Consider the following 25,092-nt stretch of genomic DNA (forward strand, 5'->3'; position numbering starts at 1 on the left):
TTCTCCTTCAGACAGTGCGGCGCGCGCACAGCGCGGCGCTCGAACAGCTCAGTCCTGATACCACTCAGTCCTGATACCACTCAGTCGTGATACCACTCAGTCGTCGAGCAGCTCGGCCTCGATCACCTCGTCGTCTTCCGGCTCCGGCTCCGGGTCCGGAGTCGTCGCGGTGAGCACGAGGCCCGAGCCATCTGCGGCCACGTCGACGCGGACCGTGTCGCCGTCGTGCACGCCGCCCGAGAGCAACGCCGTCGCCAGCTTGTTCTGCACCTCGCTCTGGATGAGGCGGCGCAGCGGTCGGGCTCCGAACATCGGGTCATAGCCGCGCTCAGCGAGCCAGGCCCGCGCATCGGGGGTGACCGCGAGCGTGAGGCGACGGTCGCGCAGCCGGTCGTGCAGCTGGTCGACGGAGAGCTCCACGATCTGCGCGAGGTCGTCTTCGCTCAGCGCCGAGAACATCACGATGTCATCCAGTCGGTTCAGGAATTCCGGACGGAACGCCTGCCGCACGAGCGCCATGACCTGGTCACGCTTCTCGTCCGGTCCGAGCACCGGGTCGATCAGGATCGGCGATCCCAGGTTCGATGTGAGGATCAGGATCACATTCGAGAAGTCGACCGTACGACCCTGGCCGTCGGTCAGGCGACCGTCGTCGAGCACCTGCAACAGCACGTCGAACACCTCGGGGTGGGCCTTCTCGACCTCATCGAGCAGGATCACGCTGTACGGCCGACGACGCACGGCCTCGGTCAGCTGACCACCCTGCTCGTAGCCGACGTACCCCGGAGGGGCGCCGACGAGACGGGACACCGAGTGCTTCTCGCCGTACTCCGACATGTCGATGCGCACCATGGCGTGCTCGTCGTCGAACAGGAACTCCGCGAGCGCCTTGGCCAGCTCGGTCTTCCCGACACCGGTCGGGCCGAGGAACAGGAACGAGCCGGTCGGGCGACCGGGGTCGCTGATCCCGGCACGCGAACGACGAACGGCGTCGGACACGGCCTTGACGGCATCCTTCTGTCCGATCAGTCGCTTGCCGAGCTCGTTCTCCAGGTGCAGCAGCTTCTCGCTCTCGCCCTGCAGCAGTCGGCCGACCGGGATTCCGGTCCACGCGGCGATCACGGCGGCGATGTCCTCTTCGGTGACCTGCTCGTTGACCATGCGCGGCTCGGCGGGTGTCGCGGCTTCGGCCTGCTCCGCCTCGGCGATGTCGCGCTCCAGGCGCTTGATGGTCTCGTACTCGAGCTTCGAGGCCTTCGTGTAGTCCGCGTTGCGCATCGCGAGATCGCGCTGGGTGATCGCGTCGTCCAGTTGCTTCTTCAACTCACCGACCCGGTTCAGGCCCTGCCGCTCGCGCGCCCATCGGGACTCGAGGCCGGCGAGCTCCTTCTCCATCTCGACCAGGTGCTCGCGGAGCACGCCGAGGCGCTCCTTGGAAGCAGCATCCTTCTCCCGCTTGAGCGCGAGCTCCTCGAGCTTCATCCGATCGACCTGCCGCTTGAGCTGGTCGATCTCGACGGGCGAGGAGTCGATCTCCATCTTGAGCCGGGACATCGACTCGTCGATCAGGTCGATCGCCTTGTCGGGCAGCTGTCGGGCCGGGAGGTACCGGTTCGAGAGCGCGGCGGCCGCCACGAGGGCGCTGTCGGAGATCGTGACCCCGTGGTGCGCTTCGTACCGCCCCTTGAGGCCACGGAGGATCGCGATCGTGTCCTCGACCGTGGGCTCGCCGACGTAGACCTGCTGGAAGCGTCGTTCGAGCGCGGCGTCCTTCTCGATGAACTCGCGGTACTCGTTGAGCGTGGTGGCGCCGATCAGCCGCAGCTCACCACGGGCCAGCATCGGCTTGAGCATGTTGGAGGCGGCGACGGATCCTTCTCCCCCGCCGGCACCCATGAGCACGTGCAGCTCGTCGATGAAGGTGATCACCTGCCCGTCGGACTCGGTGATCTCCTTGAGCACCTGCTTCAGCCGCTCCTCGAACTGCCCGCGGTACATGGCACCGGCCACGAGGGCGGAGATGTCGAGGGTGACCAGCTCCTTGTCCTTGAGGGATTCGGCGACGTCACCCGCGACGATGCGCTGGGCGAGTCCCTCCACGACGGCGGTCTTGCCGACGCCGGGCTCCCCGATCAGCACGGGGTTGTTCTTCGTACGGCGGGTGAGGACCTGGCTGACTCGACGGATCTCGCTGTCGCGTCCGATCACGGGGTCGAGCTTGCCTTGGCGGGCGCGGTCGGTGAGGTTGATGCCGAACTGCTCGAGGGCGGACTGCTGTTCTTGATTCTGGCTACCGGTCTGCGGGGTGGTCATGCGCTCCTCCTGGAGATGCTCCTTCTGGTCGTCTCTCGCCTGCCGGGTCGGAAGGCGGGGTTAAAGTTGAGTGGTCTTGACTCAAGTTTAGCATTCCTTCAGCGCGCGCGTGCGATCGCATCCCAGATCGCGGCCGCGACCGCGCGCTTCGACCCCGATGCACTGCCCGCGTCGGCACCGTGCGGTCCGAGGATGTGCACGGCGTTCTCGGGGCTCTCGAATCCCCGCTCCCACCCGACCTCGTTCACGATGAGCAGGTCCACACCCTTGCGCTGCTGCTTGCGGCGGGCACGGGCGAGGAGCTCCGATGCATCCTCCGGGGTCTCCGCGGCGAACCCGACCACGAGCTGACCGGATCGCCGCTGCGAGGCGAGCGCCGCGACGATGTCCTCGTTCTCGACCAGCTCGATGGCGGGGATCCCGCCCCCCTCCTTGGTGAGCTTGCGCTCCGACACCGCCGCCGGTCGATAGTCCGCCACCGCCGCCGCCATCACGACCACATCGGCGAGGGAGGACTCGTGCTTCATCGCCTCGGCGAGCTCTGCCGCCGTCCCGACCGGCACGACACGGATCGACGGGTGCCGCACCTCGGCGAGCACCTCGCCCGAGATGTTGGCCGACACCAGGGTCACCTCAGCACCTCGGGCGGCGGCCTCCGCAGCGAGGGCCGCCCCCTGCCTGCCACTGGAGCGATTGCCGAGGAAGCGCACCGGATCGATCGGCTCGCGGGTGCCCCCCGCCGAGACGACCACGTGCACACCGGCGAGATCGCCAGGAGTCAGCAGCGCCTGGGCGGCGGCGAAGATCTCCTCGGGCTCCGACATCCGGCCGGGGCCGCTGTCACCGCCGGCGAGCTCTCCGTCCGCGGGGCCGACGACGTGCACACCGCGCTCCCGCAGCGTCGTGATGTTCGCCTGCGTCGCGCGGTTCCGCCACATCTCCGCATGCATCGCCGGGGCGATCAGCACCGGAGCCTCGGTGGCGAGCAGGGTCGTGCCGAGGAGGTCGTCGGCGAGCCCGGCGGCCATCTTGGCGATCGAGTTCGCCGTCGCCGGCGCGACGATCACCAGCTCGGCGTTCTGCCCCAGGGCGACGTGCCGCACCTTCGCGACGTCGTCGTGCACGCTCGTGGTGACCGCATGACGACTGATCGCCTCCCAGGTCGGGAGCCCCACGAAACGCAGGGCGTCCTCCGTGGGCACCACGGTCACGTCGTGCCCGCCCTTCGTGAGCAGGCGCACGAGGTGCACCGTCTTGTAGGCGGCGATGCCGCCTGTGACTCCGACCACGATGTTCACGTCTCGATTCTGCCCCAGCATCCGCCGCCATGGGCCGACACCTCTTGCTCAACCTAGACTTGGATGCGTGTGCACGGTTGTCATCGATGTCGAGAAGGCCGGTTCTGCACGACTCCTCGCGGTCCGCGACGAAGATCCGCTGCGGGCGTGGGACTCCCTCGGACCCTGGTGGCCGGCGGACCATCCCGGTGTGATCGGGATCCGCGATCGCCGTGCCGGGGGCGCCTGGCTCGCCGCGAATCCCGCCGAACGCCGGCTCGCGGTGCTGCTGAACCGAGCGGACGTGAGCGACCTCCCCGCCGCACGGGCCGTCTCCCGCGGCGCCCTGGCACTGGAGTCCGTGCAGGGGCGCTCGCCCGTCGCCCCCCTGTCCATGCACGGCTTCAACCTGCTCGAGGTCGGCCCCGAAGGCGCGCGCGTGCTGTCGTGGGACGGCGTCGAACTGCGCGAGACACGCATCTATCCCGGCACACACATGATCGCGCACGATGACCTCGACGATGCCACGACCCCGCGGATCGAAGCCTGGCTGCCGGAGTTCCGCGCCCTGGGCCCGACCGCCGACAGCGCCGACTGGACGGCTGAGTGGACCGCGCTCCTCGCCTCCTCCGCCGAGCTGCCGCCCGAAGACGACCGGGCCATCATCCGCGACAACCGCCCGCACGGCTATCCCACCCAGTCGCTGCTGTACTGCATCGCCACCGTGACCTCCGAGGGCGTCGAGGTCCGCGACGTGACACTCCCCTCCCCCGCGCACTTTCCGGAGTGACTCCCCCCGTCGCCCCCTCGCCTCCCCACTCCCGCACTCCCCCACTCCCGCACTCCCGCCGAGACCCCCGCCTGTCGTCGACACCCCTCCTGTGTCGCGCCGCCCAGCGGGGGCTTCGACACTCAGCGGGGGCGTCGACCTGATCTTGCGCCGCAGAAGCCCGCACCGCAGAACCCCGCACCGAGGGGAGAGGGAAGTGCGGGGTCAGGCGGCGGGAAGCGCCGGCTCCTCGACGCAGGAGAATCGTGCGCGGTAGGCCGTGGGGGTGAGGCCGAGGACGCGGGCGAAGTTCTGCCGCAGCACCGCCGCCGACCCGAAACCGCATTCATCCGCGATGTGCTCGAGCGGAAGACCGGTGCGCTCCAGCATGCGCTGCGCGTGGATGATGCGCTGACGGGCGAGCCAGGCCGCGGGTGTCGCACCGTACTCGGCCTTGAACCGCCGGGCGAAGGTGCGCGGCGACATCAGCGCCCTGGCGGCGAGCTGCTCGACACCCAGATCGTCTCGCAGGTGTTCGACGGCCCAGTCCGCCACCGCGGCGAGCGAGTCGGTGGGGACCTGCGGGATCGGTCGGTCGATGAACTGCGCCTGTCCGCCGTCACGCTGCGGCGGAACGACCATGCGCCGTGCGATGCGGTTGGTGAGCTCGGCGCCGACCTCCTGACGGAGCAGGTGCAGGCAGGCATCGATCCCCGCAGCCGTGCCCGCGCTGGTGATGACCTTCCCGTCCTGCACGAACAGCACGTCGGGGTCGATGTCGATCTGCGGGTACATGTCCGCCATGGTGTGCGCGTACATCCAGTGCGTGGTGGCTCGACGGCCGTCGAGCACTCCGGCCGCCGCGAGGATGAAGGATCCGCTGCAGACGCTCATCACCCAGGCGCCACGCGCGACGGCGTGCCTGGCGAGGTCGAGCAGCAGCGGATCGATGTCTCCCCAGTGCTCCCGGGGAAGGGGGCAGAACACCACCAGATCCGCCTCGTAGGCGAACGTCAGATCGTGCTCGACGTTGACCGAGAAACCGATCTTCGACGCCACGACGCCCGCGCGGGGGGCGACGATGCGGAAGTCGAAGTTCGGCACACCGTCGTCAGCGCGATCGAGGCCGAACGCCTCGCACGCGACGCCGAACTCGAAAGGTGCGAACCCGTCCTGGATGACGCAGGCGACCGTCTTCATGTACACGCTCCCGAATGGCAGTTTTCATACGCTCAGAGTCTTCTCTGCCACTCGTGGCGGTTCAACGATGAACGTAGCGTTTCTGCCATGATACTCGTCATCGCACTTCTCGCCCTCGCCGCCTGGGCGACGATCTCCACGTTCGTCGAGCTCCGCCGCGACGGCTACCGTCGCGTGCCGACGGACTGGAGACGCCTCGCCGGCCGCGACCTCCATCAGGAAGCGGAGTCCGGACGCCTCTACCGGTGACTTCGGTGCAAGGCGAGGCGCGGTGCACATCCGGCACCCCACGGCTACGCTCGACGTCATGAGCGAGCCCGTGCAGCCTCCCGTTCCGCCTTCCGGACACGACCTCCCGGCCGCTCCGGCGGCACCGCCGCCAGCCGCCACGCCTCTGCCCGCCGCACCTCAGTATCCCGCCGCGGCGCAGGGATACCCGAGCGCTCCTCCGTATCCGACAGCACCGCAGGCGGCCGCCCCGCCACAGGCGTATCCGACGGCGAACCCGGCTCCCCAGGCCTATCCGCTGGCCCCTTCCGGCGCACCGGCACCCGTCCGCGAGAGCAATCCGCTCGCTCGCGCGGCTTTCATCATCGCCGTGGCCACCTTCGCGATCAATCTGTTCGGATCCATCGTGCGGCCGTTCGTCTACAGCGGTGGCGGCGTCGGCGGATACGAGTTCATGCTCGCCTTCGACAACGGGATCGGCATCCTGAGCTTCTTCGTCTACGTCGTGGCGCTGATCCTGGGTCTGATCGCGATGCGCCGCGCCGGGTCGAGACTGCTCACCGGCATGGCGATCGGCATCGCGGGAGTCGGCGCCATCGGGTTCGTCTTCACCAGCATCGCCATCACGCTGCTCCAGTTCATCTGAGAGCGGATGGCGTCTCCCCGTCACCTCGACGCGTGCTCGGGATCGCGAGCTCTCAGGACCTCGCGAGCACCCGCTCGTAGACGGCGATCATGGCGGCCGTGCGCGAGGACTGCCGGAACGCCTCGGCGACCTCGGGGACTGGAACGGGGGCGGTGCCGCCCGCGATGTCGGAGGCGGCCCGCCGCAGGGTCTCCGCGAGCGCGGTGACCCTCTGCACCTCGATGTCCCGGCTCGATGCCGCAGGGTCGGCATCCGGTACCGCCCAGAGTCCGCCGCCGAGTTCGGCGCCGATGTCGGGGTCGCAGATCACGGAGGGCGTGCCGAGCGTGGCCGCCTCGAAGGGGGTCATCCCCTGGGTCTCGAAGCCGATCGACGTCTGCACGAGCGCGTCGGCGGCGGCGATCCGCTCCAGCGTCTGCGCGTAGGTCAGACGTCCGGCGAATCGCACGCCGTCGATCCCACGGACGACCTTCTCGGCGGCCGCACGCTGAGCGCCGCCGCCGATGATCTCCAGGTCCGCATCGACACCCGAGGCGACGAAGGCCTCCAGGAACGGGAGCAGGCGCTTCTCCGGACTCATCCGTCCGAGCCACACGAATCGCGGCCGTCCCGGTTCCCGAGTCGCGGGACGCGCGGCGAGCGTCTGCGCGCGCAGGTCGTCGTCGATGCCGTTCCAGATCACGTCGACCTGCGGGAAGACATCGTGCTGTTCCAGGCGCCGGGCGAAGTGGGTCGACGGCGCGGTCACGGCCGATGCCCCGGCAGCGAGTCCGCGCAGGAACGCCCACCCGTCCCGCCCGCGCACGGATCGTCCGTTGCCGCGCATCGCGATGCCTCGCCACGTGTTCAGCACCGCGAGCACGGGCCGGTGCAGCGGGGTGACCGCGGCGATCCCGACGTCCACGCGGTTGTGCATGGTGTGCACGACGGGGAGTCCGTGCCGCTGCGCGTAGCGATGCCCGATGAACGCACCCCAGAAGTCGGCCTGCACGTGCACCAGGTCGACGGGGGGACGGCGGGTCATCGCCCGGTCGAGGAAGCGGTCCGTCGCCCGGCCCGGCCAGCTCATCGAGTACTCGCGGTCGACCGTGATCGGCATCGACGGCAGATCGACGAAGGCGCCGCCGTGAGAGCCGGATGACGCCCGCGAGCCCTGCATCCTCGGCGCGACGACCGTGACGGTGTGCCCGGCTCGTTCGAGGAACTCACGTTGGAGCCGCATCGACACCTGGGCCCCGCCGAGGGAGTCGAGGTGCTGATCGCCGAAGAAGACGATGTGCATGGCCGCTACTCCGGCAGCGGCTCGTCGCGGTACAGCGCCTCGAAGGTGTCGAGGGTGCGGTTGATGTCGTGGATCGCGACGCCGTCGAGCGAGGCCCGCTGCATCCGCTCGTACTCCGCAGGCTCCGCCGTGAGCACGTCGGTCAGACGCGCGGCGAGCTCGTCGACGTTCCCGGGCTCGAACAGGTAGCCGTTCTCGCCGTCGTGCACGAGGTGCGGGAGGGCCACGGCGTCCGCGGCGACGACCGGCAGGGCCGAGGCCATCGCCTCCATCGTCGCGATGGACTGGAGCTCCGCGATCGAGGCGATCACGAACAGACTGGCACGGGACAGCAGGGCCCGGAGCTCCTCATCGCTCGTGCGCCCGTGGAAAGTCACTCGATCGGCGAGTCCGAGCTGAGCGGTCAGGTGCTCCAGCTGCTTGCGCTGGTCGCCGCCGCCGACGATGTCGAAGGTCGTGTCGAGCGCGGGGTCGAGCTTCGTCATCGCCTTGAGGATGACCTCGACCTGCTTCTCGGCCGTGAGCCTGCCGACGAAGATGATCCGGTTCTCGTCGCGCGGGGCGAGGACAGGCGTGTACTGGGTGCGATCGATACCGCAGCTGACCGGGATCACGCCCTTCACCTCGACCGTCTTCTCGAGGAAGTCGGCGGCACGGCGGGTGGGTGTGGTGATCGCACGGGTCTTGTCGAACGTGCGCTTGGCGTCCGCCCATGCGAACTTCAGCACGAGGTCGTCGATGAACTTCGGCATGGTGGTGTGGTCGAGGATGTTCTCGGCCATGACGTGGTTGGTCGCGATGACCGGGATGCCGCGCTCGTTCGCGATGTACGCGAGTCCGCGCCCGATCACGATGTGCGACTGGATGTGCACGACATCCGGCTGCACCTGATCCAGGACCTTGCGGGCATAGTGCTTCGATCGCCACGGCCACACGAACCGCAGCCAGTCGTGCGGCGCCCAGCGCACCGACGGCAACCGGTGCAGGGTCATCGGCTCGCCCTCGATGACCTCGGTGTGCGGCTGGGCACGGCGATACGCCTGGTTGGGCGCCACGACGTGCACGTCGTGGCCGCGCTGCACGAGGCCGGCGGCGAGGCGCTCGGCGAAACGGGCGGCGCCGTTGATGTCGGGCGCGAACGTGTCGCAGCCGATCACGATCTTCAACGGTCGGGGCGCGGATTCGGCGGCGGGGCCGCGCGACGGATCGGTCGGATCGTCGGAGGAGGTCACAGACATGCTGCCTTACGATGTGGCGGCCAAGGAGGAGCCCTGGTCGGGCGCTGGCCACTCTACCCGAGCGCCCTGATCCCACGGCCGAGGCATACCGGCATCCCCTCAGCCTCAGCCGTTAGCGTGGGAGCATGCGACTGACTGCCGAGGCCGATCCCCAGCTGTGGATTCCCGTGACGGACTCGCTCGGATGGAAGGGACGCCGGCACCGGAAGGCGGCGATCCGGATGCTGCTCGGCCAGGTCAACGCCGCCGTCGGTGCGACCGAGCGCCCCGGCTCGAGGTTCGGCGCCTGGGCGATGAGCCAGGCGGCACCGATGCTGATGAAGCGGGCCGACGGGCGCGTGCTGGCGTGGACGTGGAAAGCGGAGCCGGAACTGGTCGTGGCGATGGCGACGGCGCAGGTACTGACACCGGAGGTCCGCATCGCCCGTGCCTCGATGCCGATGGACTACGACGACACCGAGTCTTTTCCGAGCCGACTCGGCGTGGGCGAGAAGCTCCTCGTGCCGATGCCGCCGTCTCCCGCGTCTCCCCCGTTCGCCACCTACACCTGGGACACCGGGACGCATCTGGTCACGCTCACGGCGGTGTGCAGCGACAAGGAGCGGTTCGGCACGCTGACCGGCGCGCTCGACGACCTGGCCCGCAGCCTCCGCATCGCCGACGACCTCACGGGCGGCGAATCACCCGAGGTCCTGCGTCTCGACCCCGCCTGACCGACCGCGGGAGTCCCCCGCGGCCCCGTCGGCCGCGTCGTACACCCGCACGCCTTCGACCCAGGTGCCGCGCACCTCGGTGAGCCCGATCTCCTCGACGGGGTGCTCGAACGGGTCGCGGTCGAGCAGGGCGAGGTCCGCCCGCATCCCCACCGCGATCGTGCCGGTGTCGTCGAGGTGGTTCACGTACGCGGATCCCGAGGTGTACGCGGCGAGCGCGGTGCCGAGGTCGATCGCCTGCTCCGGCAGGAACGGCGGATAGTCCCCCTCCCACTCGGTCGGAGCCGACCGGCGGTTCACGGCCACGTGCATCGCGGCGAGCGGATTCGGGGTGCTCACCGACCAGTCGCTGCCCGCGGCGAGCACGGCTCCGGAGCGCAGCAGATCGCCGAAGGGGTACTGCCAGGCGCTGCGCGTGTCCCCGAGGAAGGGGATCGTGAGGTCGACCATCTGCGGCTCCAGTGTGGCCCACAGCATCTGCATGTTCGCCGTCACGTCGAGCGCACGGAACCGGGGGACGTCGTCCGGGTGCACGACCTGGATGTGGGAGATGTGGTGCCGGTTCCCGCGCGGACCGTTGTGCAGGAGGGCGGCTTCGACCGCGTCGAGGCACTCGCGCACGGCACGGTCGCCGATGGCGTGGAAGTGCAGCGTGAACCCGAGGGCATCGAGCCGGGTCGCCGCTTCCTTGAGCAGTTCCGGCTCGACGAACGAGATGCCGGAGTCCTCACGCGGATGCCCGTGGCCGTCGCAATAGGGTTCGAGCATCGCGGCGGTGAAGTTCTCGGCCACACCGTCCTGCATGATCTTCACGCTGCGGGCACGGAAGCGACCGACGGAGCCGGCAGCGCGCCGTTCGACGATGTCCTCGATCTGCTCCAGGCCGCGCGAGCGGTCCCACCACAGGGCGCCCACGACCCGACCGGTGAGTTCCCCGGTGGCTGCCGCGGCACGGTACGCGGGCAGCGGGTCACCCGCGTCGCCGTACTCGGTGCCGACGATCGCGTCCTGCCAGGCGGTGACGCCGAAGGAGTGCAGGTACCGCTGCCCCTGCACCAGCGCCTCCACCAGACGCTCGACCGGCTCGGCCGGGAGCAGCCGGTTCACCAGGCCCATCGCTCCCTCGTGCAGGGTTCCGCTCGGGGCACCACCCGCGCCGCGTTCGATGCGCCCGTCCGCGGGATCCGTGGTCTCCGTGGTGATCCCGGCGAGCGCGAGCGCCCGCGAGTTGACCCAGGCACCGTGCCCATCGCGATTGGGGAGGAAGGCGGGGCGATCGGGCACGACCGCGTCCAGATCCGCGGCCGTCGGCGTACCTCCGGGAAAGGCCGACATCTGCCAGCCACCGCCCAGGATCCATTCGTCGTCGGGGTGCTCCGCGGCGTACTCCGCGATCCGCGCCAGATACTGCTCACGCGTCGCGAGGCCCGAGAGGTCGCACCGGAGCATGTCCAGTCCGCCCCACACCGGGTGCACATGCGCGTCCTGGAACCCGGGCACGAGGAGCCCACCGGCCAGATCGACGACCTCGGTGTCCGGGCCGATCATCTCCGACAGGTCGTGGCCGATCGCACTGATGCGGCCATCGGTGACCGCGACGGCGCGGGCGGTGGAGCGTGCTGCATCGGAGAGGAACGCCCTCCCGCCGCGGGAACCACCGGTGAAGACGAGGTCTGCCGCTGCCATGCTCAGCCTCCCGCCATCGTGCGGGCGATCTCGGTCGCCGAGTCACCGGCACGCTTGAGCACCACCGCCACCAGCGCCAGAGCGAGGAGGGTGAGCACGAGCATGATGGTCGACACCGCCGCGATCTCAGGACGGAGTCCGCTACGCAGTGCACTGAGCACGTACACCGGCCACGGTGTCGTGCCGGACACCTGCACGAACGCCGACACGACCGTGTTGTCGAGGCTCAACGTGAACGAGAGCAGGAACCCGGCGAGCACGGCCGGCATCGCCAGCGGCAGCGTGATCTTCAGGAAGGTCCGCACCGGCGGGGCGTACAGGTCGGCGGAGGCCTCTTCCAGGCGGGCGTCGAGTCCGACCAGTCGCGCCCGGACGATGTACGACACGATCGCGATCGAGAACAGCGACTGCCCGACCACGAGCCTCATCGTTCCGTCGTTGAAGATCCCGATCCCGGCGTCCTGGCCGAGGAAGACCAGCCAGGGCAGCAGCGCGACGGCATCCACGATCTCCGGGGTGACCGAGACGAGCAGCAGGAGCCCGAGGAACCACCACACCCACTTGCCGGGGTTGCGGGCCATCGCGATGCCGGCCAGGGTTCCGAGCGCGGTCGCGAGCAGGGCGGCCAGCAGGCCGGTGCGCACCGACACCAGCACCGCGTCGCGGATCGCCGGCTTGTTGACGATCGCGAGGAACGAGTCGAAGCCGAAGTGGTCCCACGAGACCAGCAGACGGCCGACGTTGAACGAGTAGACGATGATCACCAGGATCGGCAGGAACAGGAACAGGAAGACGAGTCCTGCCCAGATCGGCAGCAGGAGACGTGCTGCTCCACGACGTGAACTCATGAGCCCTCCCCCAGGACGAGTCGGTTGCGTTGTCTGAGTGGCAGCGTCACGAGCCAGAGCAGCCCGGCCGCCACGGCGATCGAGATCATGATGACGATGATCAGCAGCACCGCCATCGCCGAACCCAACGCCCAGTTCTGCGCGGTCTGGAACTGACTCGCCACGACCTGCCCGATCATGTTGCCTTTCGCGCCACCGAGCACGGTCGCGGTGATGTAGTCGCCCATGAGCGGGATGTACACGAGCAGCACGCCCGCGATGATGCCGGGTCGGGCCAGGGGCACGGTCACCCGGAGGAAGGTCGTCGCGCTGTTCGCGCCCAGGTCCTTGCTCGCCTCGCGCAGCGGACCCGACACGCGGTCGAACGCGACGAACAGCGGGAGGATCATGAGCGGCAGGTAGTTGTAGACCACGCCGAGCAGCACCGCACCCCGCGAATACAGCAGATCGAGGGGACCCGGGATCACACCGATGCCCTGGAGCAGCTGCGACAGCCAACCCTCCGGGGCGAGGATCACCTGCCAGCCGATCGTGCGCACCAGGAAGTTCGTCCAGAACGGCACCATGACGAGGGCCAGCAGCAGTCCGCGCTTCGACGGCGGCGCCTTCACGGCGATCCAGTACGCGACAGGAGCCCCGATCGCCAGGCACAGCAGCGTACCGAGGATGCCGATCCACAGGGTGTTCAGGAAGGTGCTGAAGAACGTGGGCGAGAGGGCCTCGAGGTAGCGGTCGAAGGAGAGGTGGTCGAGGGCGTGGGTGGCGAAGATGCTCGGCTTGTAGCCGAAGCTGAAGACGATGACCATGCCGATGGGGGCGACGAAGAAGATCAGCAGCCACACCCAGGCGGGGATCGCGAGACCGAACTTGAGCTTAGGCACCGGCGGCCGCCTTCATCGAGTTCCAGATCGCGACGACCCGGTCCTGAGCGTCCGTCAGCTTGCCCTCATGCATCGTCTGCACCTGCTCCTCGTCGAAGAACACCATGTCGAGCCGTTCCAGACCTGCGGCCTCCGCGGCTTCGCGGACGCCGGAGATGCCCGTGTCATAGCCGATGTAGTCGACCTGCGCGAGCTGCACATCGGGCTGCAGGACGAAGTTGATGAACGCGTGCGCCGCCTCGGGGTGCGGCGCGCCCGCGGCGATCGCCCAGTTGTCCATCCACAGTTCGGTGGCCGGACTCCCGAGCACCCATTGCCAGCGGTCGGGATCGTCGGACTCGAAGATGCCCAGGCGCGCGTCACCGTTGTAGGACTGCAGCAGAGCGTGCGACGCCTGCGGGATCGACGAGCCCCCCGGGTAGGAGTCGAACGCCGAGATGTGCGGCGCCAGATCCTTCACGAGGAAGTCCTCGACCGCGTCCAGGTCGTCGGGGTCGGTCGTCGTCCAGTCGATGCCGTTCGCCCAGAAGTAGATGCCGAGCAACGGCGCCGGGTCATCCAGCACCGAGGTGGAACCGGACGCCTCGTTCTGCGCGGCGTCGATGAAGTCGTTCCAGGTGGTCAGCTCCCGCGAGATCACCCGCTTGTCGTAGACGAACCCGGTTGTCCCCCAGGCCTTGCACACCGAGTACTCGTTGCCCGGATCCCAGGCGCGCCCGCGGAACTCCGGGGCGACGTGTTTCATGTTCGGCAGCAGGTCGAGGTTGAACTTCTGCAGCAGCCCGTTCTCGGCCATCGGCCCCACGAAGACTCCGGTCGGCACGACGATGTCATACCCCGACGTGCCTCGGGCCGCGACCAGCTTGGCGATCAGCTCCTCGTTCGAGTTGAAGGCGTCGAGCACGATCCGCGGACCGTTCTCGGCCGTGAACTGCTCGAGCACCTCCGGCGCGTCGTAATCGCCCCAGCTGTAGATGGAGAGCTTGTCCTCCAGCGGTCCGCCCTTGGCGTGTACCGCTGCGGCGTTCTGGCCGGGGGCGCAGGCGGTGAGCACGACGGCTCCGCCCGCCAGCAGCGCGGTGGCGAGGAACCCGCGACGGGAGAGTTCGGTGCGGATCACCCGGGCGGCGCTCCGGTGCGCGAGCACGCGGACCGGAGGAGCGCCCGTCACCGGCCTCCCTCCTTGGGAAGCGCGATCACGTGCGTGGCGGTGGTCGGGATGCCGTCGGCGGCGAAGAGTCGCACGTCCGCGGGATCCCACACGCAGCGCACCTCCTCGTCGACCCCGACGCGCGGCGCGGTGGGCGCCGGCATCCTCGAGAGGAACGTCGCGTCTTCGCCGACGCGCACGGCGACCTGCATGGTCTCGCCGAGATGCGAGACACCGAGCACACGACCGCGCGCGCCCGTGCCTTCCCCCTGCTCGAGCCGCACATACTCCGGGCGGATCGCGGCGACGGCCGGCTGCCCGGCAGCGACCCGCTCCCCGCCCCAGCGCCCGGAGATCGCACCGATCGCGGTGTCGACGGTATCTCCGTCGGAACGGACGGTGCCGTGCACGAAGTTCTGCTGGCCGATGAACGAGGCAACATACGCGGATGCCGGTTCCGCGTAGATCGCCGCCGGCTCGTCGAGCTGCTCGATCCGGCCCGCGCGCATCACGGCGATCCGGTCGCTCATCGACAGCGCCTCGGCCTGATCGTGCGTGACGAAGACGAACGTGGTGCCGAGTCGCGCCTGCAGGAGCTTCAGCTCGAGCTGCATCTCCTCGCGCAACTGCCGGTCGAGGGCGGCGAGCGGCTCATCGAGCAGGAGCACGCTGGGGCGGTTGATGAGGGCTCGCGAGAGGGCGATGCGCTGCTGCTGACCGCCCGACAACTGGGTGGGCTTGCGATCGGCGAAGCTGCGCAGCTGCACCATGTCGAGCGCCTCGCTCACCCGGGTCCGCTGCTCCGACTTGGGAACGCCTCGCTGCTGCAGCCCGTACGCCACGTTCTCCGCGACCGACAGGTGCGGGAACAGCGCGTAGGCCTGGAAGACCGTGTTCACCTCGCGTCGATACGGCGGCAGACTCAGCACGCTCCGGCCCGAGATGCTGATGTCACCGGCGTCCGGATACTCGAAGCCCGCGATCATGCGCAACGTCGTGGTCTTGCCGCAGCCCGAGGGCCCGAGCAGCGAGAGGAATTCCCCCGGCTGCACGTCGAGGGTCAGATCGTCGACCGCCACGGCGGTGCCGTAGCGCTTGGTGACGCGGTCGATGCGTACCGCACCAGTGGCTGTGGGTGTGTCGAGCGTCGCCGAAGACGCGGGCAGAGTGCCGGGCATGGAGCCTCCCCATTGAGAATCGCTTGCGGCGAGTCTGTCACAGGAAGGGCCTCAGGTATAGCGAAATCGGAAGTCTCTTGATCACTTCGCAACGGTATCCGTTGTGATTCTCGAAACCTGCGACCGATTAGCGCCTCGGGGTGATCTCCTACTTGCGGTCGAAGTCGAAGGCCTTGAGCAGTTCGAGGACGGCCTTGTCGCGCTCCTCGCCGCCCTCATCGAACATGTGGGTGACGTGCGTGCGCAGGTGGTTCTCGAGCAGCAGCCGGTTCAGCGATTCGAGGGAGCGCTGGATCGCCCGGGACTGCGTGATGATGTCCATGCAGTACTCCTCGTTCTCGATCATCCGCGCGACACCGCGCATCTGCCCCTCGAGGATGCTGGTGCGGTGCAGAGCACGCTTCTTGATGTCTTCGATCACCCCTTGAGGGTACTCCGCCCGCTGCGAAGCGAGACCTCCCGCCCACGCCCACCGTGAAAGGATGACGTCATGCCGCGAACACCGATGACGCAGCTCTCGCCCTCCGACCAGGAGCGCCTCCGCGCGCTCCGGCGCATGAAGGCGGTCGCCCTCGGAGCGCTGCTGTTCATGGCCGTCGTGTTCGTGATCGCGTTCGCCTTCCAGCAGCGGGTCGGCTGGCTCGGCTACGTCCGCGCCGCCGCGGAGGGAGGGATGGTCGGTGCGCTCGCGGACTGGTTCGCCGTCACCGCGCTGTTCCGCCGCCCGCTCGGGCTGCCGATCCCCCACACCGCGATCATCCCCAACCGCAAGGACGAGATCGGCCGCACGCTCGGAGAGTTCGTCGAGACCAACTTCCTGGCCGGAGACGTCGTGCGCACCAAGCTGTCCAGCACGCACATCGCGCTGCGCGCCGGAGAGTGGCTGCGCGAGCCTCCGCATGCCGAGCGGGTGGGCGCCGAAGGAGCCACGATCGCGACCGCCGTCCTGGGCGCGCTGAGTGACGACGACGTGCGCGACCTCATCACCGATCTCGCCCGCGAGCACCTGGTGACTCCGGAGTGGGGTCCGCCGGCCGGCGCATGGCTCGAGAAGATCGTCGATGCGGGGGCCCACCACGGCGCGGTCGACCTCGCCGCCGACAGCATCGCGCGGTGGCTCGACGCGAACGCCGCATCGTTCACCGGACTCGTCTCTCGGCGTCTCCCCGGCTGGGTGCCGAAGCTGGCCCATCGCTTCGTCGACGACACGGTCTACCACGAGGCGGTCAAGTTCGTGCACGCGGTGCAGGCCGATCCGCATCACCCCGCGCGCATCGCGGTCGACGGCTACCTGACCCGCCTGGCGGACAACCTGCAGAACGATCCGGCCACGCGCGCCAAACTCGAGAACGCCAAGGCCTCGCTCTTCGACAGCCCGCGGGTCGGCGCTCTGGCGGCTGAAGCGTGGAACACCGCGAAGAACGGCCTGCTGACCGCTCTCGCCGACCCCGACAGCGGGCTGCGTCGCCGTGCCGTGCAGGCGCTGCAGGAAGTCGGCGAGCGCCTGACCACCGACGTCGCCCTGCAGCACCGCGTCGACACCTGGGTATCTGACGCCGCCGTGTTCCTCGTCGACCGCTACCGGCACGACATCGCCTCGATCATCACCGATACCGTCGAACGCTGGGATCCCGCCGAGACCACCGAGAAGATCGAGCTCATGGTCGGCCGCGATCTGCAGTACATCCGCCTGAACGGCACCTTCGTCGGCGCCCTCGCGGGTCTCGCCATCTTCTCCCTCGCCCACGCCCTGATCCCCGGAGTCTGACAATGACGCCCACTTCCCGACCGTTGAGTCACGACCCGCTCTGGCCCCGCGCCGGCTCCTGGCCCGCCTTCACGGCTGCGGCCGATGCCGTGCTGCTCGGGGTGCCGACCTGGCGCACGTCGCTCTCGCCGACCGGAGCCCACGCGACGCCGGCCGCCATCCGCGAAGCGCTTCCCCGCTACGGGACGACGCTGATGGGTCCGCCGGTGCTCGAACTCGACGAGGTTCTGCGCATCGCGGATGCCGGCGATGTGAGCGATCCGGACGGCGCGGACGGCGAGGCGAGGGTCATCTCCCGCGTGCGTGAACTCGCCGTGGCGACCAAGCTCGTGATCGCACTCGGCGGTGACAACTCACTCACGTATCCGGTCGCGCTCGGCGCCGAGGCCACGGGCCTCATCACGTTCGACGCGCACTTCGACCTGCGCGACGGCGTCTCCAACGGCACGCCGGTACGACGCCTCGTGGAAGACGTCCCGACCGCGTCCGCACTGACGACCACCCGGATCGACCCGACCAGGATCGTCCAGATCGGCATCGCCGACTTCGCGAACTCCGCCGCCTATGCGCGGCGCGCGGCCGACTGGGGCATCCGCGTCGTCACGCTCGACGAGGTGCGCCGCCGCGGCATCGACGACGTCGTCGCCGAAGCGCTCGAGATCTCCGGTGCGGGGGCGGCCCCGCGTGTGCACCTCGACATCGACGTCGACGTCTGCGACCGGTCGGTCGCGCCCGGCTGCCCGGCGAGCGTCCCCGGTGGGCTCCACGCGTGGGAGCTGCGCGCCCTCACGCGTGCCGTCGCCGCGGATGGGCGCGTCGTCAGCGCCGACCTCGCCGAGGTCGACGCGACCACGGACGCGGAGGACGCCCGCACCGTCCGTCTGGCGGCGCTGTGCGTGCTCGAGCTGCTGGCCGGCCTCGCGTCCCGGCGATGAGGATCGTCGTCTCCGGTACGCACGCGAGTGGCAAGAGCACTCTGATCGCGGACTTCCTCGCCGCGCATCCGGACTTCCTCGCCGCGCGTCCGGAGTATCTGTCGCTCGGTGACCCGTTCATCGTGGAGTGACGGCGTCACCCCACCCGGTTGCCGTCCTTCCACACCTGCCGCACGAGCGGCACTCCCGGCCGGTACGCGAGGTGGATCCTGGTCGGTGCGTCCAACAGCGCGAGATCGGCCCTGGCACCGGGGGCGATCACCCCGACGTCGTCCCGGCGGAGTGCCTTCGCTCCGCCGGCCGTCGCCGCCCACACGGCTTCCCCCGGGGTCATCCCCATGTCCCGGACGGCCACGGCGATGCAGAACGGCATCGATGAGGTGAAGCTCGACCCCGGGTTCGTGTCGCACGCCAGCGCCACGGTCACGCCCGCGTCGATCAGGCGCCGCGCGTCCGGATACGGCTGCCGCGTCGAGAACTCGACGCCCGGCAGCAGAGTGAGCACGGTGTCGGAGCCGGCGAGCGCTCCGACATCGGCATCCGTCAGATAGGTGCCGTGATCGATCGACGCCGCACCGAGCTCGACCGCAAGACGGACGCCGTCGCCCGGGCCGAGCTGGCTCGCGTGCACCCGGGGCGCGAGTCCGCGCGCGATGCCGGCCTCCAGCACCCGACGTGACTGCGCCACCGTGAAGGCTCCGGTCTCGCAGAACACGTCGATCCACTTCGCGTGCGGAGCGCAGGCGTCGAGCATGGGCCCGGTGACCAGATCGACGTACTCGTCCGACCGCTCGGCATACTCGGCGGGGACCACGTGCGCGCCGAGGAACGTCACCTCGGGCGTCGCCTCGGCGGCCAGGCGCACCAGGCGCTCCTCGTCGACGACGCTCAACCCGTAGCCGCTCTTGATCTCGACGGTCGTCGTGCCCTGCGCGAGCATCTCGTCGAGGAAGCCACGCAGACGTGCACGCAGCTCGTCCTCGGTCGCGGCACGCGTGGCGGCCACGGTCGAGCGGATGCCACCGGCGGCATACTTCTGCCCTGCCATGCGGGCCTCGAACTCGGCCGCGCGGTCGCCGCCGAAGACCAGGTGGCTGTGACTGTCGACGAACCCGGGGATCACAGCGCGCCCACCGGCATCGATCACCTCCTCGGCCACGGGCGCATCCGCAGCGGCGCCCACCCAGGCGATCCGTTCGCCCTCGATCAGCACGGCCGCATCGGTCAGGGTTCCGGTACGGTCACCGGACCCGTCGCCGTGCAGGGCGACGTTGGTGGTCAGTTCCGCGATGTTCGTGAGGAGCGTTGCCATGTCCTGACCCTCTCAGAGCATCGGTATGTTCAGGCCACGCTCACGCGCGATCTCGCGGGCGTGCTCGTAACCCGCATCGACGTGACGCATCACCCCGGTGCCGGGGTCGTTCGTCAGCACGCGCTCCAGCTTCTCCGCGGCGAGCGCAGTGCCGTCGGCGACGGTGACCTGACCGGCGTGGATCGAGCGGCCGATGCCGACGCCGCCCCCGTGATGCAGCGACACCCACGAGGCGCCGGAGGCCGTGTTGAGCAGCGCGTTCAGCAGAGGCCAGTCCGCGATCGCGTCCGAGCCGTCCTTCATCGCCTCGGTCTCCCGGTACGGCGATGCCACCGACCCGGAGTCGAGGTGGTCGCGACCGATCACGATCGGCGCCGACAACTCACCCGAGGCCACCATCTCGTTGAACCTGAGTCCGGCGAGGTGACGCTCCTTGTAGCCGAGCCAGCAGATGCGGGCGGGCAGCCCCTCGAAGTGGACCTTCTCGCCGGCCTTCTCCAGCCAGCGGTGAAGGGCGGCATCGTCGGGGAAGAGCTCGGCGATCGCACGGTCGGTCTTGTAGATGTCCTCGGGATCGCCGGAGAGGGCCGCCCAGCGGAACGGTCCGCGTCCTTCCTCGAACTGCGGGCGGATGTATGCCGGCACGAACCCGGGGAACTCGAACGCCCGATCGAAGCCTCCGAGCTGAGCCTCGGCACGGATCGAGTTGCCGTAGTCGAACACGGCTGCACCGGCATCCTGGAATGCGACCATTGCCTCGACGTGCGCGGCCATCGACGCACGCGAACGGCGCGTGAAATCTTCGGGGTCGCGTTCCGCCTCGGACTTCCAGTCCGCCACGGTGATGCCGACCGGGAGGTAGGCGAGCGGATCGTGGGCGCTGGTCTGATCGGTCACGATGTCGATCGGAACGCCCCGACGCCGCAGCTCGGGGAACACCTCGGCCGCGTTGCCGACCACTCCGACCGAGAGAGCTTCGCCCGACTCCTTGGCCGCGACCACTCGGGCGACGGCCGCATCGAGGTCGGTCGTGTACTCGTCGAGGTAGCCGTGCTCCACGCGCCGGGCGAGACGCGACTCGTCCACGTCGACGATCAGCACCGCGCCGTCGTTCAGGGTCACGGCGAGCGGCTGAGCGCCACCCATCCCGCCCGCGCCGCCCGTGAGGGTGAGCGTGCCACGCAGAGAGTCACGACCGAGGGAACGGGCCACGGCGGCGAACGTCTCGTAGGTCCCCTGCAGGATGCCCTGCGTGCCGATGTAGATCCACGATCCGGCCGTCATCTGTCCGTACATGATGAGCCCGAGTTCCTCGAGCTTGCGGAACTCCGGCCAGGTGGCCCAGTCCCCCACCAGGTTGGAGTTGGCGATCAGCACGCGCGGCGCCCACTCGTGGGTGCGGAAGACACCCACCGGCTTGCCCGACTGCACCAGCAGTGTCTCGTCCGGTTCGAGCTCGTCGAGGGTGCGCACGATCGCGTCGTATGCCTCCCAGCTGCGTGCCGCCTTTCCCGTGCCGCCGTAGACGACGAGGTCTTCGGGGTGCTCGGCGACCTCGGGATCGAGGTTGTTCATCAGCATGCGCTTGGCGGCCTCGGCACCCCAGCTCTTCGCCGTGCGCTGATTGCCCCGGGCGGCGCGGACGACGCGGGATCCAGTAACGGTGGACTCAACCATGGATGTGCTCCTTTGCGATGCGGGCGACGGCGCCCGATTGGACGAGGGCGGTGACGGCCTCCATCTCCGGGGAGAGGAAGCGGTCGGGTCCGGGACCCGCTGCGACGGTGCGGACGAGATCGCGCACGGCGCCGGTCACCGGTCCGGCTTCCAATGGCGCCCGCAGGTCGAGAGCACGCGCGCCGGTGAGGATCTCGATGGCGAGCACCCGGCCGAGGCCGTCGATCGCGCGCCGCAGCTTGCGGGCGGCGGCCCATCCCATCGAGACGTGGTCCTCCTGCATGGCGGAGGACGGGATCGAGTCCACCGACGCCGGCACGGCCAGGCGCTTGAGCTCGGAGACGATACCGGCAGCCGCATACTGCGCGATCATCAGGCCGGAGTCGACACCGACCTCGTCCGCGAGGAAGGGGGGCAGACCGTGATTGCGGGCGGGGTCCAGGGCGCGGTCCGTGCGACGCTCGGAGACGGAAGCGACATCGGCGACCGAGATCGCGAGGAAGTCGAGGACGGCCGCGACCGGAGCACCGTGGAAGTTCCCGTTGGACTCGATGCGTCCGTCGACGGTGATCACGGGATTGTCGATCACACTGGCGAGCTCGCGGTCGGCGATCATCGCGGCGTGGGCCATCGTGTCGCGCGCCGTGCCATGCACCTGGGGCGAGCACCGCAACGAGTACGCGTCCTGGACACGCCCGTCATCCGGCCCCTTGTGGCTGGCGACCATCCGCGAGTCCGCGAGGAACCGGCGCAGGTTGCCGGCCGACTCCGCCTGCCCCATCTGCGGTCGCAGCGCCATCAGGTCGGCAGCGAACACCGCGTCGGTCCCCAACTGGGACTCCACCGACATCGCCGCGGCGACATCGGCGGTGACGAGGAGCGTCTCGAGATCGTGCAGGGCCAGCACCAACATGCCGAGCATGCCGTCCGTGCCGTTGATGAGGGCGAGCCCTTCCTTCTCGACGAGGGTCAGGGGCTCGATCCCGGCGCGTGCGAGGGCAGCGGAGGCCGGTACCAGCTCCCCGGCGGCATCACGTACCTCCCCCTCTCCCATCGCGGCGAGGGCGATGTGGGCCAAGGGGGCGAGATCGCCCGAGCAGCCGAGCGAGCCGTACTCGCGCACGACCGGCGTGATGCCGGAGTTCAAGAGCGCCGCGTAGGTCTCGACGACGATCGGCCGGACGCCCGTGCGCCCCGAGGCGAGGGTCTGCAGACGCAGGAGCTGAAGCCCGCGGACGACCTCGCGCTCGACCTCGGCGCCGGTGCCCGCGGCGTGGGAGCGGATCAGACTCGCCTGCAACTGGAAGCGCCGGTCCGGCGCGATGAAGGTGGTCGCGAGGGCACCGAAGCCTGTGGAGACGCCGTAGTGGGGATTCGGATCGGCAGCGAGACCGTCGATCACTCGACGGGTTTCCGCGACACGAGTGAGTGCATCCTGGAATATCGACACGGGAGCGTCGTGGCGGGCGACGGCGACGACGTCGGCAGGCGACAGTGGAGCCGCTCCGACAAGCACGGGGGCGAGTTCGATCATGACTCGATTCCACACCCGGTGGGGCCTGCGGGGCACCCTTTCGTGCCATGCTGTGTCTGTGATCCCAGACAAGCCAGAGGCCGCGAAAGTCCCCGCCGCCGACCAGACGCTACGCATCCTGAGCTATCTCGCCGGACGCCCCGCCCCGGTGGCGGCGTCTGCAATCGCACGGGAGCTCGAGCTCCCCCGCTCGACCGTTTACCACCTGCTGTCCACGCTGGCGGCTCACGGCTTCGTGCTCCACCTGCAGGAGGAGCGCCGCTGGGGCCTCGGCACATCGGCGTTCGAGCTCGCCGGCGGGTACACCCGACAGCAGCCGCTCGCTCGGCGAGGCGCTCCCCTGGTCGCTGCGCTGTCCGACCGCCTGGGCGAGAGCGCCCACCTGGCCGTGATGAGCGGTGGGGACGTGCTGTACATCGTCGAGGAACGTGCGCCACGCCGCCCCGCACTGGTGACCGACGTCGGGGTCCGCCTTCCAGCGCACCTCACCGCGTCGGGCCGGGCCATGCTGGCGGCGCTGCCCCGCGAGCAGGTGCGGGCGCTCTACCCCGATACATCTGCGTTCCCGGTTCGCACGGGCCAGGGGCCACAGACACCACGCGAGCTGCGGGAGCTCCTGGATCGTGTCAGATTAGTGCCCCACGCCCGGCCGGAGTGCGGCGATGATGTCGGCGGCTTCCCCCGTTGGCGGGGTGGTCGCGGTGAGTTCGTGTCCGTCGATGGTGATCGTGACGTCACGCAGCGGGCGCAGCGCGCGGACGATACGGCGGACCGTCACGCCGGTGGTCTTGTAGAGGTGCCGGCTGATCGCGAGAGCGCAGAACACGACGGTGAGGTGCGCGTGGATCGAGTCCGCGGTCGACGCGAACATCGGTCTCGCCCGCAGGTCGGTCTTCGCCATCCGGAACGTCGCCTCGACCTGGAACAGGTCATGGTAGGCCGCCACGATCTCTGCAGCGGAAGCCGTCGCGGTGCTGAGGTTGGTGACGTACCCCTTGAGGCCGATGTATTCGCGGGCCTTCTCGACTCTTGCCCAGTTCACGCCGGGCTTGGTGCCGAGGGTGACGAACCGGTCCTTCTTCGCCGGGCGGGTGCCGGCAGCGATCTGCTCGGCGCGTTCGATCTGCTTGTTCAACGTGATGTTGTCGCGGATCTTCCGCTTGTGGGAGTACTGCCACACCACTCGCCGCTCCCGCGCGTTCACACCCGCACCCATGGTTCGGGTGGTCTCGACCGTCTCCCCATCGGTGACGATGTTCCCGACGGTCGCGTAGTGCTCGGCGAGATCGTATGGCGCGGAGGAGGTGCGGGAGCCGACGATGAACCCGAACCCGGCGTCCTCCAGCCGGTTCAGGTTCGCTGCGGACAGCATGCCGGCGTCCGCGACGACCACGACCTCGGTCGCGGAGTGACGTTCGCGGAACTGGTCGAGGACGGGCAGCAGGGTGAGGGTCTCGCCCCTGTTGCCCGCGAACTCGTGGACTTCGAGGGGGAACCCGCCCTGGTCCACGAGGAGGCCGACGAGGATCTGCGGGTCGACGCGGCGCTCTTTGCTCATCCCGACCTTGCGGAGCTTGTCTTCACGCTCCGCCTCGAAGTAGAGGGTGGTGACGTCGTAGAGCACGACGGTGAGCGGGCCAGATCGGGTCGCATGCGCGTAGGCTGCGGCGGCGATCTTCGACCGCCAGTCCTGCTCAACGCTGCGGGCGAGGGTCCGCCACACGGTCGACAGCGACGGCGCACCCGGGACACCGAGCTCGTCCCACACCCGCAGCGTGTCCGCCTTGCTGGTCGGCTCGACGACGCGGGCCAGGACCAGCTTCTTGAATGTGTCGTTGCCGACCGCGTCGAACCCGAGACGGGCGTAGGCGTCCTCGAGGACATCCCACAACAACCTGGACCTCGACCCGGTCACCGTCGGCGCGGTCGTGGCCGGCGGCGTCGCGCCCAGCCCGTCCAGATCGAACGGGACATGCCCGGCCAGCTCCGCGATCCGCTCCCGCGCGATCGCGACCAGCACCGCGAGCTGCTCATCGTCGTGCGCGGAGCCGAGGTGCTCCACGATCGTCCGCACACCACGGGTCTTCGACGCGATCTGCACCGCCGTCGCACCCGACGCGGTGCGCACCTTCCGCACGAACCACCCCACCGAGCGAGTCTAGATCGACGCCGTTAGTGCCCCGCACGAGGCACCAACACCCCCGGAAAATCAAGCCTCAACAGTCCTCAACCCGCGAAATCACCCGACGGTGACACGATCCAGGTTCGAGCTCGCCGGCGGGTACACCCGACAGCAGCCGCTCGCTCGGCGAGGCGCTCCCCTGGTCGCTGCGCTGTCCGACCGCCTGGGCGAGAGCGCCCACCTGGCCGTGATGAGCGGTGGGGACGTGCTGTACATCGTCGAGGAACGTGCGCCACGCCGCCCCGCACTGGTGACCGACGTCGGGCCTGGATCGT

General features: G+C 69.3%; 22 protein-coding genes and 2 pseudogenes. 9 read left to right on the forward strand and 15 right to left on the reverse strand.

What is annotated here, in order from left to right; translation table 11 throughout:
* Positions 1 to 96: 96 nt before the first annotated feature.
* Together LRQ07_RS16435 and coaBC are read right to left on the reverse strand one after the other, a co-directional pair.
* Positions 97 to 2,313: an ATP-dependent Clp protease ATP-binding subunit gene (locus LRQ07_RS16435; protein ID WP_153243046.1), complete on the reverse strand. Its 2,217-nt coding sequence runs from the start codon at positions 2,311 to 2,313 to the stop codon at positions 97 to 99.
* A gap of 98 nt (positions 2,314 to 2,411) precedes the next feature.
* Entirely contained in the window at positions 2,412 to 3,611 is a 1,200-nt protein-coding gene (coaBC, locus tag LRQ07_RS16440) for a bifunctional phosphopantothenoylcysteine decarboxylase/phosphopantothenate--cysteine ligase CoaBC (RefSeq protein ID WP_256535233.1), read from the reverse strand.
* 67 nt (positions 3,612 to 3,678) lie between these two features.
* Here coaBC and LRQ07_RS16445 point away from each other — a divergent pair, with 67 nt between their 5' ends.
* A complete protein-coding gene (locus tag LRQ07_RS16445) occupies positions 3,679 to 4,380 on the forward strand; it encodes an NRDE family protein (RefSeq protein ID WP_256535234.1) in 702 nt (233 codons plus the stop codon).
* Positions 4,381 to 4,584: 204 nt separating this feature from the next.
* Here LRQ07_RS16445 and LRQ07_RS16450 read toward each other — a convergent pair whose 3' ends face one another.
* Positions 4,585 to 5,559 (reverse strand): GlxA family transcriptional regulator, encoded by a 975-nt coding sequence (locus LRQ07_RS16450; RefSeq protein ID WP_047523817.1) that lies wholly within the window; start codon positions 5,557 to 5,559, stop codon positions 4,585 to 4,587.
* An 87-nt stretch (positions 5,560 to 5,646) separates the two neighbouring features.
* Between LRQ07_RS16450 and LRQ07_RS16455 the strand changes: the two genes are divergently transcribed.
* On the forward strand, positions 5,647 to 5,808 hold the full coding sequence (locus tag LRQ07_RS16455) for a hypothetical protein (protein ID WP_256535235.1): 162 nt from the start codon (positions 5,647 to 5,649) through the stop codon (positions 5,806 to 5,808).
* Positions 5,809 to 5,866: 58 nt separating this feature from the next.
* Positions 5,867 to 6,433, forward strand: a complete 567-nt coding sequence (locus LRQ07_RS18500; RefSeq protein WP_134352410.1) for a hypothetical protein — start codon at positions 5,867 to 5,869, stop codon at positions 6,431 to 6,433.
* Positions 6,434 to 6,485: 52 nt separating this feature from the next.
* Here the strand turns inward: LRQ07_RS18500 and LRQ07_RS16465 are convergent, their stop codons facing one another.
* Together LRQ07_RS16465 and LRQ07_RS16470 are read right to left on the reverse strand one after the other, a co-directional pair.
* On the reverse strand, positions 6,486 to 7,715 hold the full coding sequence (locus LRQ07_RS16465) for a glycosyltransferase family 4 protein (RefSeq protein WP_256535236.1): 1,230 nt from the start codon (positions 7,713 to 7,715) through the stop codon (positions 6,486 to 6,488).
* A gap of 5 nt (positions 7,716 to 7,720) precedes the next feature.
* On the reverse strand, positions 7,721 to 8,953 hold the full coding sequence (locus LRQ07_RS16470) for a glycosyltransferase (protein WP_131494462.1): 1,233 nt from the start codon (positions 8,951 to 8,953) through the stop codon (positions 7,721 to 7,723).
* 125 nt (positions 8,954 to 9,078) lie between these two features.
* On the opposite strand from LRQ07_RS16470, the gene LRQ07_RS16475 reads away from it, so the two are divergent.
* Complete coding sequence (locus tag LRQ07_RS16475; protein WP_256535237.1) at positions 9,079 to 9,666, forward strand: hypothetical protein; 588 nt, start codon at positions 9,079 to 9,081, stop codon at positions 9,664 to 9,666.
* Here the strand turns inward: LRQ07_RS16475 and LRQ07_RS16480 are convergent.
* The 6 genes from LRQ07_RS16480 to LRQ07_RS16505 form a co-directional block, all read right to left on the reverse strand.
* Positions 9,634 to 11,352, reverse strand: a complete 1,719-nt coding sequence (locus LRQ07_RS16480; protein ID WP_256535238.1) for an amidohydrolase — start codon at positions 11,350 to 11,352, stop codon at positions 9,634 to 9,636. The genes LRQ07_RS16475 and LRQ07_RS16480 overlap by 33 nt on opposite strands.
* Before the next feature lie 2 nt (positions 11,353 to 11,354).
* Complete coding sequence (locus LRQ07_RS16485) at positions 11,355 to 12,200, reverse strand: ABC transporter permease (protein WP_047523802.1); 846 nt, start codon at positions 12,198 to 12,200, stop codon at positions 11,355 to 11,357.
* The gene (locus LRQ07_RS16490; RefSeq protein ID WP_256535239.1) at positions 12,197 to 13,081 is read right to left on the reverse strand and encodes an ABC transporter permease; all 885 of its coding nucleotides are present in this window, start codon (positions 13,079 to 13,081) and stop codon (positions 12,197 to 12,199) included. Before LRQ07_RS16490 ends, LRQ07_RS16485 begins: the two co-directional genes overlap by 4 nt.
* Positions 13,074 to 14,252: a spermidine/putrescine ABC transporter substrate-binding protein gene (locus LRQ07_RS16495; RefSeq protein WP_131494466.1), complete on the reverse strand. Its 1,179-nt coding sequence runs from the start codon at positions 14,250 to 14,252 to the stop codon at positions 13,074 to 13,076. The genes LRQ07_RS16490 and LRQ07_RS16495 overlap by 8 nt, the downstream gene beginning before the upstream one ends.
* Entirely contained in the window at positions 14,249 to 15,409 is a 1,161-nt protein-coding gene (locus LRQ07_RS16500) for an ABC transporter ATP-binding protein (RefSeq protein WP_256535240.1), read from the reverse strand. The genes LRQ07_RS16495 and LRQ07_RS16500 overlap by 4 nt, the downstream gene beginning before the upstream one ends.
* A 148-nt stretch (positions 15,410 to 15,557) precedes the next feature.
* Positions 15,558 to 15,830, reverse strand: coding sequence for a metal-sensitive transcriptional regulator (locus LRQ07_RS16505; RefSeq protein WP_017202671.1), 273 nt, complete (start codon positions 15,828 to 15,830; stop codon positions 15,558 to 15,560).
* 69 nt (positions 15,831 to 15,899) lie between these two features.
* On the opposite strand from LRQ07_RS16505, the gene LRQ07_RS16510 reads away from it, so the two are divergent.
* Genes LRQ07_RS16510 through LRQ07_RS16520 form a run of 3 tightly spaced genes read left to right on the forward strand, consistent with a single transcriptional unit; the run spans position 15,900 to position 18,243 of the window.
* Positions 15,900 to 17,177 carry a DUF445 domain-containing protein gene (locus tag LRQ07_RS16510; RefSeq protein ID WP_256535241.1) on the forward strand — a complete coding sequence of 426 codons (1,278 nt, stop codon included), beginning with the start codon at positions 15,900 to 15,902 and terminating at the stop codon, positions 17,175 to 17,177.
* A gap of 2 nt (positions 17,178 to 17,179) precedes the next feature.
* Positions 17,180 to 18,112, forward strand: coding sequence for an arginase family protein (locus LRQ07_RS16515; RefSeq protein ID WP_256535242.1), 933 nt, complete (start codon positions 17,180 to 17,182; stop codon positions 18,110 to 18,112).
* Positions 18,109 to 18,243 carry an ATP-binding protein gene (locus LRQ07_RS16520; protein ID WP_256535243.1) on the forward strand — a complete coding sequence of 45 codons (135 nt, stop codon included), beginning with the start codon at positions 18,109 to 18,111 and terminating at the stop codon, positions 18,241 to 18,243. Before LRQ07_RS16515 ends, LRQ07_RS16520 begins: the two co-directional genes overlap by 4 nt.
* Positions 18,244 to 18,248: 5 nt before the next feature.
* Here LRQ07_RS16520 and hutI read toward each other — a convergent pair whose 3' ends face one another.
* The 3 genes from hutI to hutH are packed head-to-tail and all read right to left on the reverse strand — an operon-like array spanning position 18,249 to position 22,635.
* Positions 18,249 to 19,424, reverse strand: a complete 1,176-nt coding sequence (hutI, locus tag LRQ07_RS16525) for an imidazolonepropionase (RefSeq protein ID WP_256535244.1) — start codon at positions 19,422 to 19,424, stop codon at positions 18,249 to 18,251.
* 12 nt (positions 19,425 to 19,436) lie between these two features.
* Positions 19,437 to 21,101, reverse strand: a complete 1,665-nt coding sequence (gene hutU, locus LRQ07_RS16530) for a urocanate hydratase (RefSeq protein ID WP_256535245.1) — start codon at positions 21,099 to 21,101, stop codon at positions 19,437 to 19,439.
* Positions 21,094 to 22,635: a histidine ammonia-lyase gene (gene hutH / locus LRQ07_RS16535; protein WP_256535246.1), complete on the reverse strand. Its 1,542-nt coding sequence runs from the start codon at positions 22,633 to 22,635 to the stop codon at positions 21,094 to 21,096. Before hutH ends, hutU begins: the two co-directional genes overlap by 8 nt.
* A 52-nt stretch (positions 22,636 to 22,687) precedes the next feature.
* Here hutH and LRQ07_RS16540 point away from each other — a divergent pair.
* Positions 22,688 to 23,269, forward strand: a pseudogene (locus LRQ07_RS16540) (IclR family transcriptional regulator); the annotation flags it as partial.
* Here the strand turns inward: LRQ07_RS16540 and LRQ07_RS16545 are convergent.
* Positions 23,267 to 24,784, reverse strand: coding sequence for an IS1634 family transposase (locus LRQ07_RS16545; protein ID WP_076689818.1), 1,518 nt, complete (start codon positions 24,782 to 24,784; stop codon positions 23,267 to 23,269). The pseudogene LRQ07_RS16540 and the gene LRQ07_RS16545 overlap by 3 nt on opposite strands.
* A 115-nt stretch (positions 24,785 to 24,899) precedes the next feature.
* On the opposite strand from LRQ07_RS16545, the pseudogene LRQ07_RS16550 reads away from it, so the two are divergent.
* Positions 24,900 to 25,082, forward strand: a pseudogene (locus LRQ07_RS16550) (IclR family transcriptional regulator); the annotation flags it as partial.
* Between the last annotated feature and the right edge of the window lie 10 nt (positions 25,083 to 25,092).

Source organism: Microbacterium sp. J1-1 (genome assembly GCF_024498615.1).
GTDB classification, from domain to species: domain Bacteria; phylum Actinomycetota; class Actinomycetes; order Actinomycetales; family Microbacteriaceae; genus Microbacterium; species Microbacterium aurugineum.